The organism is Natronorubrum texcoconense (assembly GCF_900100335.1).
GTDB lineage: Archaea > Halobacteriota > Halobacteria > Halobacteriales > Natrialbaceae > Natronorubrum > Natronorubrum texcoconense.
The window spans coordinates 1-12,413 of sequence record NZ_FNFE01000002.1; the positions used below are offsets into that span (position 1 = coordinate 1).

Genomic DNA, 12,413 nt, shown 5'->3' on the forward strand with positions numbered 1-12,413 from the left:
TTTTGTCTCAGTCGGCTGCTCCGCAGCCTCCTTCGCAAAATCTGGACCAAAAAGTCCAAAAATATTCGTCTCAGGGCAGTTCGAACTCGATCGCCGCACCCTGACCGAAGCCGACGCACTCGGTCGCGATGCCGCGCTCGACGCCCTCACGGTTCATCTCGTGGACGAGCGTGACCGGCAGGCGCGCACCGGAACAGCCCAACGGGTGGCCGATGGCGATGGCGCCGCCGTTGACGTTCAGCTGGTCGTCCGGAATCCCCAGTTCTCGCTGGGAGTACAACGTCTGGCTCGCGAAGGCCTCGTTGATCTCGACGAGTCCGTAGTCGTCGATCTCGCGGCCGGCCCGCTCGAGCAACCCTTCAGTCGCCGGAACGGGGCCGACGCCCATCTCGGTCGGGTCGACGCCGGCGACGTAGCTGGTGCCGACTTCGGCGAGGACCTCGAGATCGTTCTCGTCGGCGAACTCCCGGCTGGTCAGGAGGACGCCGGCCGCGCCGTCGGCGATCTGGGAGGCGTTGCCGGGCGTGACGGTGCCGTCCTCTTTGAAGACGGTCGGGAGGTCTGCGAGCTTTTCGGGCGTCGTTCCGGGTCGCAGCCCCTCGTCCTCGTCGTGGACTCCGTCCTCAGTCTCGAGGGGGACGATCTCGTCGTCGAACTTTCCTTCCTCGGTGGCCTCGACGGCGCGCTGCTGACTCCGAGCGCCGTACTCGTCCTGTTCCTCCCGGGAGACGCCGTACTTCTCGGCGACCTTTTCGGCGGTCATCCCCATCATGAGGTTGGCCATTCCGTACTCCTCGTCGAGTTTCGGGTGCATGCTCCCGCTCTCGGCCGAACCCATCTTCACGCGGCTCATGCTCTCGACGCCGCCCGCGAACACCGCCTGTTGTCGGCCCGCGGCGATCGAGTCCGCCGCGCTGATGATCGCCTGTGCGGAGGACGCACACTGTCGGTCGATGGTGGTCGCGGGAACCCCCTCGCCGAGGTCGGAGAAGAGGGCGATCTGTCGAGCGATGTTCGCTCGCTGTTCGTCGCGCTGCTGTGCACAACCCCACATCAGGTCGTCGATATCGTCGCCGGAGAGACCGGTCTCCGCGAGCATCTCGTTGACCAGCGGGATGGACATATCCTCGCTCCGGAACTCGGACAGCGCGCCGTCTTCCCGTCCCTGTGCTGTTCGGACCGCGCTAACGATTACCGGCGTGGTGTCTGCCATGGTTTATCACCATCTTTGTATGCACATATAACTAGGTACATCGGTAAAATCTCCGACGATATGCTATCCACCGTAAACGTCACGCGGTGGTTTAGTTATCTTCGTTACGCAGCTCGATCGAGCGAGGCGCCGAGGTCCTCGAGCATCGCGAAGAAGCCGGGGAACGAGACGTCGACGTGGTCGGCCCCCTCGACGGTCGTCTCGCCGTCGGCGACCAGTCCCGCGAGCGCGAGCGACATGATGATCCGGTGGTCGCGACGGCCGGAGACCGTCGCTCCAACGAGGTCGGAGTCGTCGCCGTGAACCGTGAGCGAGTCGCGTTCCTCGGTCGTCTCGACGCCCATCTTGCCCAACTCCTCGGCCATCGCGCTCACGCGGTCGGTCTCCTTGAACCGGACGTGCTCGGCGTTCGTAATGTGGGTGTCGCCCTCGGCGACGGCCCCGAGCGTCGCGATCGTCGGCAGCAGGTCCGGCGTGTCCTCCACGTCGACCTCGATTCCCGAGAGCGGAGCGCTCGAGACGTCGATCGTTCCCGCCTCCCGGTCCCACTCGACGTCGGCTCCCATTCGGTCGACGATATCGACGATCGCGGTGTCGCCCTGCGCGCTCGGGTTCGCTCCCTCGATGCGCACCGCTCCGCCGTCCGCGCCGGCGATGGCACCAGCCGCGAGCGGATACGAGATCGACGAGAAGTCGCCCGGGACGGCGTACTCGCCGCCGACGGGTCGGTAGGACTGGCCGCCGTCGACCGCGAAGCCGTCGTCGGTCTTACGCGCGTCGACGCCGAAGTCGGCGAGCACCTCGAGCGTGATGTCGACGTACGGCGCGGACTTGAGGTCGGTCTCGAGGACGACGTCGATCCCCTCGTCGGTGACCGCACCGGCCATCAGGAGCGCGGTGATGTACTGCGAGGAGACGTCGCCCGGAATGGAGACCGTACTGCCCGACAGGGGGCCGGTGACGACCAGCGGGGCCTGGCCGTTTCCGCGCGTGCTGAACGCCTCGGTGCCGAGGTCTCCGAGCGCCTCGAGCAGCGGGCCCTGGGGTCGCGTGCGTAGCGATTCGTCCCCGGTGAGCACCGAGGTGCCGTCCGCGAGCGCGGCCGCGGCGGTCACGAGACGCATCGTCGTGCCGCTGTTGTCGCAATCGATGACGTCGGCGGGGACGTCGGGTCGGCCGTCGAAACCGCCGATTTCGAGGGTCCCGTCCTCACGTCGCTGCACGTCGCCGCCGAACAGGTCGACGGCGCGAGCGGTCGCCTGCGTGTCCGCGCTCCAGAGCGCGTCACGAACCGCCGCGTGGTCTCCGTAGCCCGCGGCGAGGATCGCCCGATGGGTGTAGCTCTTCGACGGCGGTGCCCGCGCCGAGCCCTCGACCCTCGAGGGCGTGATACTGACGTTCATGGTCGGTCTGTGGAGTGGCCGCCCTATACCGATACCGATCCGCGAAGTCGAACGCCGGCCGTCACGAGGTGAACCGTCGGTGCCGACCCGGGCGCACACTGCCACAGCGGTGGCTGGCTCAGTCACCGGATCGAAGTTCTCGTTCCCGCTCGAGCCGTTGACAGCCGAGGACCAGCGAATCGGGAATGTCGGTCACCTCCGATTGCAAGGCGTCGAAAACGACGGCGACCTCGTCGAATCGGGGGCCGCGGGAGGCGACGAACGGCTCGAGTTCCCACTCGATAAAGCCCATATCCGCCAGCATCGGGAGGTGTCGGTGGAACAGTTCCCGTCGGAGGTCGTCCGGATTCGGGGGCACGTTCGGGTTTACCGCGCTCTCCGGCAGCGGAACGGATCCGTCGGCCGGACTGTCGAGCAGGGAAACGATGAGTTGCCGACGCGGTTCGGCCGAGGCGGCCCTGAAAACGGCGTTCCAGCCGTGAATGACGCGCTTTCCGTTCTCGAAACGTACTCCGGTCATACTCGCTCATTCGAGCGATAGGACATAAACAATGGTGATGGTTGGGATCGTTCACGTTCAGTTTTCGAATTTAAAACGGCCGCTTCGGACGGTTCAGTACGCCGGCTCGAGTCGGACCGAACGTCTCACGGACAGCCGATCGACGCCGCAATCTCGCGGATCGGCGCGTCGACCGTCAGACTCGAAACCTCGTAGTTCAGGTCGTCACACTCCCAGAAGACGCTCTGGATTCGTCCATCGCGGTAGTACGCCGTCCGGTCGTCGATCTCGACTTCCTCGAGGACGTTCGAATTGAACCGTCTAACCTGCCGAACGACCACGAACAGTTCCCGAGCGACCGCGTTCGGATCGTTGTACCACAGCGTCGTCGTCGTTCCGAACCGTTCGGCCTTCTCGACGACGGTGACGCGATCCAGTCTGTACGCGTTTGGGACGTCGGGATCCGGCAGCTCGTACGGGACGGCGTCCGCCGCTTCTGTTCGCGACTCGAAGATGCCGTCCGGTTCGGGACCGTCGGTGACGACCCGTGCCTCCCTCGGCGGTTGGTACGTGAACGTCTCCGAGTCGGTTCCGTCGTCGATCGAGAGTCCCTCGTACGTGACCGAGACGCTGTATCGCGTCTCGCCGTCGTCCTCGACCGCGTTCCGCTCCCCGATCGGATACCGGTACTCGTCGTCGATCCAGATCGTCCGAGCGACGTCCAGTCCCTCGAGATCGGCCGTCGACAGCGGAATGACGTACGTCGTATCTCCGACGACGAGGTCGATCGAGCGACCGATATCGTCGACCGGCGGACGGGTTTCGACGACGTGTGCCTCGCGTCCGTCGACGGTCGTCGTCCCGTCGTACCCCAGTCGGTACTCGTCGAGGAGCGCCTCGAGGACGCGTCTCGTCCCGTCGGTGTCGACCTTGTACGGATGGTGCTGCAGGTCGACGATCCCCGTCTCCGGATTGTACTCCCACGTCCGTTCCCGGTTCGTCACCGTAACGGAGCCGACCGGCGCGTTCGGATCGGTCGACTCGAGCACCTCGATCCGCTGTTTAGCGGGCGGCGCTCGCACGACGTCCTCGGTTCGTTCGACGGTCCAGTCGGGGGTCTCGACCGACATCGTTCGACGCGCCGTGAGATCGGTCATTCGTCGACGCGTCTCGATCGCATCCTCGACGAGTGTTGCCGCGAACTCCTCGTCAGTGGGTTCGTCCGTCTCGCTACCGGGATAACTGACGCAGCCGGCCAACGCGAGCGTGGCTCCCGCCGCCAGAACCCGTCGACGGTCCATATGCGGGGAATGACTATCGTTAAATCATAAGTCTGTGGGTCCGAATCCAGTCTGCGATCGTTCGGCATCGACCGCGATCCGCGATATTATGTGCTCCCCGGCCACACTCCGACGCATGGATACTGCTGTCGACCTCTCCTCGTTACGGGAATCGCTCGAGGCGAACGGCGCTGACGGCTACCTGATCGACGACGACGCGTCGGACTCCGACCAGCGGTACGTCTCCGGCTTCACCGCGCCGGATCCGTACCAGACGCTCGTCACGCCCGAGGGCGTTCACCTGCTCGTTTCGGGGCTCGAGTACGGCCGCGCGAGCACGGAGTCGAGCGCCGATTCGGTGACGCGTCGAGCCGACTACGACTACCAGCAACTCGTCGCCGAACACGGCCCCTACGAGGCCAAGAGCCGACTGCTCGAGGCGTTTCTGGACGATCACGACGTCGACTCGCTGGCCGTGCCGCGGAACTTCCCGACCGGAACCGCGGACGGGTTGCGAGCGCGCGGCCTCGAGGTCACCGTCGAACCGGAGGGGATCGTCGAGGGGATCCGAGCGACGAAGAGCGACTGGGAACTCGCACAGATCGAAGCGACCCAGGACGCCAACGAAGCTGCGATGGCGACCGCCGAGGAGCTGATCGCGACGGCTGATATCGCTGACGACGGCACGCTCGTCCGCGACGGCGCGGCGCTCACGAGCGAACGGGTCAAAGAGGAGATCGAGATCACCCTGCTTCGCCACGGCTGCGGGCTCGACGACACCATCGTCGCCTGCGGCGCCGACGGCGCGGACCCCCACAACCGCGGCAGCGGCCCGCTCGCGGCCGACGAACTAATCGTGATCGACATCTTCCCGCGGGACAAGGAGACGGGCTACTTCGCGGACATGACTCGCACCTTCGCTCGCGGCGACCCGGGCGAGGAGGCTCGACGGCGGTACGACGTGACGAAGGAAGCCTACGAGGCCGCCCTCGAGGCCGTCGAGGCCGGCGTCACGGGGGCCGACGTCCACGGCGTTGCCTGCGACGTCATCGAGGACGCCGGCTACGAAACCCTCCGCAGCGATCCGAGCACCGACACCGGCTTCATCCACAGCACGGGCCACGGCGTCGGATTAGACATCCACGAACAGCCCAGCGTCTCGCCGTCCGGCGGCGAACTCGAGCCCGGCCACGTGATCTCGATCGAACCCGGCATCTACGATCCCGAGGTGGGTGGGGTGCGAATCGAGGATCTGGTGGTCGTTACCGAGGACGGGTACGAGAACCTGACCGACTATCGCGTGGGCCTCGAGCCGAAAAACGAGTAACGGTCCGCGGGTCGAGCCGAAACGCGAGTGACGAACCGGTCGACCGAACGTCACTCGGCTGCCGACTTGGGCGACGATTCCGCTCGCGGTTCGACCTCGAGCTCCTCCAGCTCTTCTAAGTCACCCTCCGCCGTCGCTTGCTCGATCTTCGCGATCTCCTCCGCGTAGTGGAGGAAGGTGTCGACGGAGGCGACCACGACGCGGGCCTCGATCGTCAGCAGCTCGATCCCGACGACGGAGACGCGCGCCCAGACGTCGATGACGACGCCCTTGTCGAGGATGCGGTCGAGCACTTCGGCGAGACTCGAGGAGTCGGGTCGTCGTTGTGGTGATGCCATTGTGATCTCCAGTTGAGCGTCCAGCGCGAGTTCGTTTCATTACACGGGCTGCATCGGCAAGCAAATATCCGAACCGAATCGCTGTAAACGGAACTCGGGATACGGAACGACCGCCGACCGATCGGTGACGCACCTCGTGGCACCGATCTCGACCAGCGGACAGTTCGGATCGACGTTCCGCCGTCGAATACCCGCGCTGTCTTCAGCACGACTCGACCGGTTCAGAGGCGTCCTCCGACCTCGAGCCCACTCCGTAACGCGGCGTGCAGTCGGCCTTCGCCGGCGACCCAGTCGCCGAGACAGTAGAGGCCCGACTCCTCTGCGCGTCGAAGGGGGTCGCGGTCGACGCCATCCTCCGGCAGCGCGTAGCGCCAGCCTTGGTGGTCCGTCCAGTCGGGCTCGAGCAGGCGCTCGTCCTCGACGATGGCCGCAGTGAGCTCGGCGAGTGCCTCGAGATTCGCCGCCGGATCTTCGTCGTACCGATCGGTGGACCAGTCGGGACTCGCTTGTACGATCAGCAGCGACTCGCCCTCGGGGACGTGGCCGGATTTGCACTCCTCCCGTGAGATCCAACCGATTTCGTGTTCCTTGTCGGTGTTGACCAGCGCGTAGTAGGGTCGCTCGAGTTCGAACGGGTAATGAAAGACGCCGGTCCAGATCGTTCGATACGGCACGTCGTCGACGGCGTCGACGAGTTCGTCACGGATCTCGGCGTCCCACGCCGCCGTCCGCAGCAACTCGGCCGTCTGCGGCGCGGGCGGATTCAGCAGAATCGCGTCGAACGGTCCCCACTGTTCTCCGCCGGCGTCCTCGAGCCGCCAGCGTTCCGCGCTGTCGTCCCGGATTACCGTCTCCACGCGCGTCTCGCGGTGGATCGTCGCGTCGGTATGGGCGAAGAGTCGCTTCGCGAGCTGGGTCAGTCCCGACTCGTAGCTCCACTTGTGCTCGTCCGCGTCCCGACCCACCGACACCTCGCCCGCGCTGTCGAAGGTCCAGACGGGATCAGTAACGTCGACCAGCCCGTCAGTGTCGAGCGTCTCCGTGAGCAACTCGACGACGCGCTCGTCGTCCGATTTCACGTAGTTCGCGCCGTAGTCGTAGATCACGTCGTCCCGGCGGCGGGTCGCCGCGCGCCCGCAGAGGCCGCGGGACTTCTCGAGGACCGTGATCTCGGGGTCGTCGAGTTCGTCCTCGAGCGCGTACGCCGCGGCTGCGGCCGCCGCACCGGCACCGACGATACCGATTCGTATCGTCATCAGTGTACGCTTCAGATCCCCACGTATTTGAGTTGAGGGTACGCCATGGCGACCGCATGCGACCGCGGACGTCACTTTGCGTCCAAGCCGACCTGTTCATACCACGTTCGGATCTGTTCGGGAAGTTCCCGATCCTCGCCTCCGAGTGCCGCGCGGGCATAGCCCCCCGTTCGAGAGAGTATTTCGACGTAGTACAGAAGCGCGATCAGCGCTTTGTGAAGGGGAGACAACGACTCCCACTCGCGACACTTCGATCGCAACACCGAACGAGGCGCGGGCAGATACGCTGACGAATCTCGGAGCCGAGATCCCTCACCGACTATCGATCCATACTGTGCGTCGAGTTGATACAGTCCCGTACCGGACTTGCAGCCCTTTGTGACGACCTCCAACAGCGACTCGCGAGCGGGATGTGTCAATGTAACGTTCGGACAGAAGCCGGTCTCGAATCCCAATGCAGACACCTCGACCCCGAAGACGACGTCCTCGCCCGCATCGAGGGTCGGATTGAACCGAAGGCCGGTTTCGAACACGCCGTTCCGAACTGCGAGGCTACAGGTTGGACAAAACCCGTATCGGGTCATGAACGCCTCGACGGGGAAGCGAATGTGACTGTCGTACCACCCCGCGACCGTCTCCGCCGCCCCCTCCCTGACGATATCGACGGGAAACCCCACGTAATCAGCGTCTCGAGCGGCAAAGAGGCCCGCGATTTTCAAGAGCCCGTTCTTCTCGATCGTCATATCCGCGTCGGTGAACAGTATGACGTCCCCGGTCGCTTCCTCGATCGCGACGTTCCGGGCGCTCCCTGGCGTCTCGTAATCGGTCTCCGTGTGGACAGTCACCTCGTCGATCGACTCCGAAAGCACCCCTAGCTCCGCTTCGGTCTCCCCGTCCGCTGGCGTGACCACCGTGTGGATTCCAACGGTCTCGTACGTAGCTGCCGCCACTGACGTCACTGTCTTTCGTATCCCATCGGGGTTATCGTAGACTGGGATGATGACCGAAATGTCGGGTAAAACCGACTCGTCACCCTCGTCTACGAAAGACTCGAGAGCAGACTCGTTGATCAGATACCGGTTCATTCGTTCGACTATTCGTACATATCAACCGTTCAAAAATCCCGCGTTCTGTCCGTATCGAGATATGATTTCGAACGACGACCGAACGATTTCGAAGTGACGGTCAATCAACGACCCGACGACCGGTTACACGGAGGAATCCCACGACTGCAGTTGTGTGGAGGCTGTCAGGATAGACGATACGTATCGAACTGTCTGGCCGCGCGAAGACACGAGACCGGTATCCCGGCGACGAGAAGGACGATCGTGATCCCGCTGAGGAGTTCGAGAGTGGATGGATCGACATCGAGAGCGTACGTCGAAAGGAGGCCCGTTGCGACGATCCGAGCCGTCTCATCCACGACGATCGCCGTTGCGTACGCTCCACAGATTACGACCATAGAAAACAACCAGAGGGTGTACTTACTCGGGAGCTCCAGATTCTTCGAACTGCTGATATCGACGGTTGTAACGCGTGGGAAGGTCGTTCCAATCCCAGTCGCCAGTGTCGCACTAGCAACGACGACTGCGGGAGCGGCAAAGCCTACACCGAGCAGTTCGGTCGGCGGCCGATTCGCTGCGACACCGGATCCAACCGCGAGAACCGACGTGACCGGGGCGACGACGATCGTTGCGGCCACAATCGACCCCCAAACGACCTGTAGGCCACTGGTCCGTGAGGTCAACAACAACGGTAGCGTTCGTCCTTGATTCCCCAGAACATTCGCAGTGAACGCGAGCCCGGCGAACCAACCGCCGTATCCGATCACGAGCCATGGCGTGTACCATGGGACGGATCCGGTCGTCAGCAACTGCTCGAAAAGCGGGATGGCTCCCAAAAGCGGGAACGCCCCATACGAGAGCGATGCTGGAGACCGATACCGCCGAAGCAGTGACACACGTGCAATCCCGTAGGCTTCTCGCGTTCTACAGAGCGATCCGAGGATTCGGGCGAACACGGTCGCATCCGTTCCATCGAGTTCGTCTGTCGAGTCTCGGGTCCCTCCGTCACCGTTAGCAATCTCCTCCACATACCAGGTGTGCCTGGCGGCAAAGACGGTTCCGACAATGCCAACGGGAACGAGTAGTACCGTTGCTGCCACCGCACTCGCTGCGTCGGCGCTCGAGACGTCTGCCCCGGGGACGGTTGCGAACGCGAGCGCCCCAAGCCAACCGAGCGGTGCCGAGGTGGAAACCGGCCGAACGATATCGACTACCGCGGTAAAGCCGCCGGTGAAGATCGTCGCGAAGTACGTGATACCGAGGACGACCCCGATAATCGGTTTGATCGCCTTGAGGTGACGGTACTGGCGGATGCCGCCGAGTAGCGTAACCCCGATCGGATACCCGATCAACCCGGAACTAACCGTGAGGACGACTCCGAGTGCGAGGCCGCTTAGGAACGGACGGACCGTTCCGACGCCGACCGATAAACCGAGATAAACGACAGCGATGGGCACGAACACGTATGGAGCCATCTTGACGATTTCAGTGAACAAGAGTCCGGGAGCGATGTCTCGTACCGGGCGCATCGTTAGGATGGCGCTTTTGTTCCCGATCTCGCCGTTCGATCCGGCACCGTCCGCGACGAAGAGACACACGGTGAACATCCAGCCGACGACGACGAGCGTCGTGGCCGTCGCAAGCGGCGGTGAACCGGTGACGAACGATTCACCGACATCGATCATCAACCGGTACGTGAACCACAGCCCGGGGGTCGCCAGAAGCGCAACGACGACGGTTCCGAGAAGAACGTAATCTTGGGCCCGCAGCCACCGAAGGTCCCGAAGTAATTCGATCCGTGAAACCGAAAGCCAAATCCGAAGGTTCGGGACGAGGCCCGATCCGGCCATCTCGTCCGAGGACGATTCGTTTCGCATCTGTGTCATCCGTGCATAGGTTGTGTTATCGGTCCGCTACTTGAATCCTGAAACTACAGGTACTGATACTCGGTGCTCGAAAGATACGACAATGGAACTGCCCTACTTTCGCGCTTCGATCAGTTCCTCGATGGACGCGTCCGCCGTAACCTCTTGTTCGGCTACCTCTGTGAGGGACGTTTGGTTGGACTTATACAGCTCTTCCCCGCTGTTTGCGACTCTCTGAGTCGCACCGTATCCGGCGACGAACGCGCCGGCACCGTATCCGAGACAGACGGGCGGACAGAGCATGGGTTTCTCTTCGTGGACCGCTTTCCCAGAAACGTCACTCGGAACCTGCTCCTGTGCGTTCACTTCGATAGCGTTCAGTTGTCTTTCGTCTTCTTCCGATCCACTGACGTGATTCTTCGAATTCACGTTCCTCGTTTCCATACTTCTATATCATGATCTGACTGAAATAGTATTAATCTAATGATCACGGCTACGCAAGTTGTGACGATCGAGTCGAAGTCAACCCTGCTTCACCGATCCACGCGGGCGGGAATCGGACGCGCAAAGAACGAATTTTCGGTTCAGTCTGCAGCCTGAACCGTTTCAACGATATCGTCGATCGATGCGTCGTCTTCGACTTTCTCGTCGATGTCTTTGAGTGGTTCCGGATTACCATCGATACACCGTTCTGTGTAACAGCCAGCCGCTGCGCCAGCCGCAAAGCCGGCACCGACATAGGCACCACAGACGTGCGGACAGAGTACGGGTTCCTCTCCGAGGGTCATTCCCTCGGTTTCTGACGGTATCTGCTCTCGTGCGCTCGCTTCTGCAACCGTTTCGTTTCGGTTATCACCTGTCATAGCCGTATTGCGATAAGATTTCTATTTTAGAAATTATTATATCTTTTGGAAAGAATAATGTATACAAATGTAAGAACCGACCTACTCGTGGGATTCAATTATTTCGTCGTCCGAAGCCAAAGACTCGAAGGAATGCCGTAGATGTTACCCGACTCGTACTCCTGGCCGATCTCGTCATAACTCTCGAACGCCTCCGCGAGTCGATCCGGGTGTTTTCGGTGCATGTAGTAAGTCGTCCAAAGGACTTCGAGGTCGTCGTTGTTCGTCAACAACGCTCGAACCAGGTACTGCTCGTTGAAAAACCAGCGACGCTCGGTGATCCATCGGCGCGGATACTGATACGGGATGAAGATATCATGGACGTGTACCAACACGCCGTCGCCGAGACGAGGGAGTGCTTCGAGAAACTCATAGAGGACATCGCTTCCGATCGTGGCGATGTGAGACGAGTCGATGAAGACGATATCGTTTTCTGACAGCGATTCGAATACCGACACCGGGACGTCCTGGACGTTCTCTTTGACGACCTCCGCATCGGTGTGGCGCTTTATGGATCGAGTCGGCGACGGATCGATAACGTAGTGATCGCACTCTTGCTCGTTTCGCTGGAGTGCCGCGTCTAACACCTGCGTCGAGTTACCACCGCCAATCTCAAGGATACACTCCGGCGAGTGTTCGCGGACCATCGAGTATGCAATTTCTGCATCGACGGATTCGAAGTAGCGGTTTTTAATTGCGAACCCGCTGTGTTCGTCGGACGACTCGATGAGCGCGAACTCGTCGTACTCGTTTTTGTACTTCGATTCGAATGTCGAAAGGAGTTCGAATTGTTCGTCGACACGGAGGTTGATGCCGGGCAAGTCCGACGGCTCTTCCCAGACGTCTGGGAGCGAGTGGACGTCCGGGATCGGCGACGACCAGTGGACCGGCGTCACGTGAATACCTAGTTTCTCCCACATGGCGAACGCGTCGACAGAGACGTATTCCGGCGAGGAACGGAGCAACTCTGCGATTGCGCCCTGTTCGGCCAGCGCGTTATCGATTTTCTCGGTGGCCTCCGGATACTCCTCTCGAATTGTTTCCGCGATTTCTCGGAGTTCGTCGTCGTCGAGTTCTTGTTTGAACCACAGATCCAGTCTGTGCATGCCATATCGTTTCATCGATGTAAAATAAATCTAGTTAATTAACTCGTTCAAGAATGGCTACTCGAGTGATAAACCACGAATAAGTAGTACCTGCAACTGATTCGGACTACGGACCCTCTTTCCACCAACTTTCGATACGAGTAATCACATATACTGTTGC

The 12,413-nt window shown here is 61.9% G+C and carries 12 protein-coding genes; 1 reads left to right on the plus strand and 11 read right to left on the minus strand.

All coding sequences use genetic code 11. From position 1 onward, the window contains the following. Positions 1-70 precede the first annotated feature (70 nt). The 4 genes from BLT08_RS06235 to BLT08_RS06250 all read right to left on the minus strand — a co-directional run bounded on the left by BLT08_RS06235 (position 71) and on the right by BLT08_RS06250 (position 4,416). Positions 71-1,213, minus strand: coding sequence for a thiolase family protein (locus BLT08_RS06235; RefSeq protein WP_090303961.1), 1,143 nt, complete (start codon positions 1,211-1,213; stop codon positions 71-73). A 104-nt stretch (positions 1,214-1,317) separates the two neighbouring features. Next, positions 1,318-2,616: a 3-phosphoshikimate 1-carboxyvinyltransferase gene (gene aroA / locus BLT08_RS06240; RefSeq protein WP_090303964.1), complete on the minus strand. Its 1,299-nt coding sequence runs from the start codon at positions 2,614-2,616 to the stop codon at positions 1,318-1,320. Positions 2,617-2,734: 118 nt separating this feature from the next. Next, a complete protein-coding gene (locus BLT08_RS06245) occupies positions 2,735-3,136 on the minus strand; it encodes a hypothetical protein (RefSeq protein WP_090303966.1) in 402 nt (133 codons plus the stop codon). Positions 3,137-3,261: 125 nt separating this feature from the next. Beyond that, a complete protein-coding gene (locus BLT08_RS06250) occupies positions 3,262-4,416 on the minus strand; it encodes a LolA family protein (protein ID WP_090303969.1) in 1,155 nt (384 codons plus the stop codon). 115 nt (positions 4,417-4,531) lie between these two features. On the opposite strand from BLT08_RS06250, the gene BLT08_RS06255 reads away from it, so the two are divergent. Continuing rightward, positions 4,532-5,722 carry a M24 family metallopeptidase gene (locus BLT08_RS06255; protein WP_090303972.1) on the plus strand — a complete coding sequence of 397 codons (1,191 nt, stop codon included), beginning with the start codon at positions 4,532-4,534 and terminating at the stop codon, positions 5,720-5,722. A 50-nt stretch (positions 5,723-5,772) separates the two neighbouring features. Here BLT08_RS06255 and gvpA read toward each other — a convergent pair whose 3' ends face one another. From gvpA to BLT08_RS06290, 7 genes are all read right to left on the minus strand, one after another. Beyond that, positions 5,773-6,060 carry a gas vesicle protein GvpA gene (gene gvpA, locus BLT08_RS06260; RefSeq protein ID WP_090303974.1) on the minus strand — a complete coding sequence of 96 codons (288 nt, stop codon included), beginning with the start codon at positions 6,058-6,060 and terminating at the stop codon, positions 5,773-5,775. Between the two features lie 221 nt (positions 6,061-6,281). Next, positions 6,282-7,316 (minus strand): NAD(P)/FAD-dependent oxidoreductase, encoded by a 1,035-nt coding sequence (locus BLT08_RS06265; RefSeq protein ID WP_090303976.1) that lies wholly within the window; start codon positions 7,314-7,316, stop codon positions 6,282-6,284. Positions 7,317-7,387: 71 nt separating this feature from the next. Beyond that, positions 7,388-8,401 carry a glycosyltransferase family 2 protein gene (locus BLT08_RS06270; protein ID WP_090303979.1) on the minus strand — a complete coding sequence of 338 codons (1,014 nt, stop codon included), beginning with the start codon at positions 8,399-8,401 and terminating at the stop codon, positions 7,388-7,390. A 164-nt stretch (positions 8,402-8,565) separates the two neighbouring features. Continuing rightward, positions 8,566-10,230: a hypothetical protein gene (locus BLT08_RS06275; RefSeq protein ID WP_139171282.1), complete on the minus strand. Its 1,665-nt coding sequence runs from the start codon at positions 10,228-10,230 to the stop codon at positions 8,566-8,568. Between the two features lie 129 nt (positions 10,231-10,359). Next, on the minus strand, positions 10,360-10,689 hold the full coding sequence (locus BLT08_RS06280) for a hypothetical protein (protein WP_090303984.1): 330 nt from the start codon (positions 10,687-10,689) through the stop codon (positions 10,360-10,362). A 140-nt stretch (positions 10,690-10,829) separates the two neighbouring features. Then, positions 10,830-11,108 carry a hypothetical protein gene (locus tag BLT08_RS06285; protein ID WP_139171283.1) on the minus strand — a complete coding sequence of 93 codons (279 nt, stop codon included), beginning with the start codon at positions 11,106-11,108 and terminating at the stop codon, positions 10,830-10,832. Positions 11,109-11,206: 98 nt separating this feature from the next. Further along, positions 11,207-12,253, minus strand: coding sequence for a class I SAM-dependent methyltransferase (locus BLT08_RS06290; RefSeq protein ID WP_175529246.1), 1,047 nt, complete (start codon positions 12,251-12,253; stop codon positions 11,207-11,209). Positions 12,254-12,413: the final 160 nt, after the last annotated feature.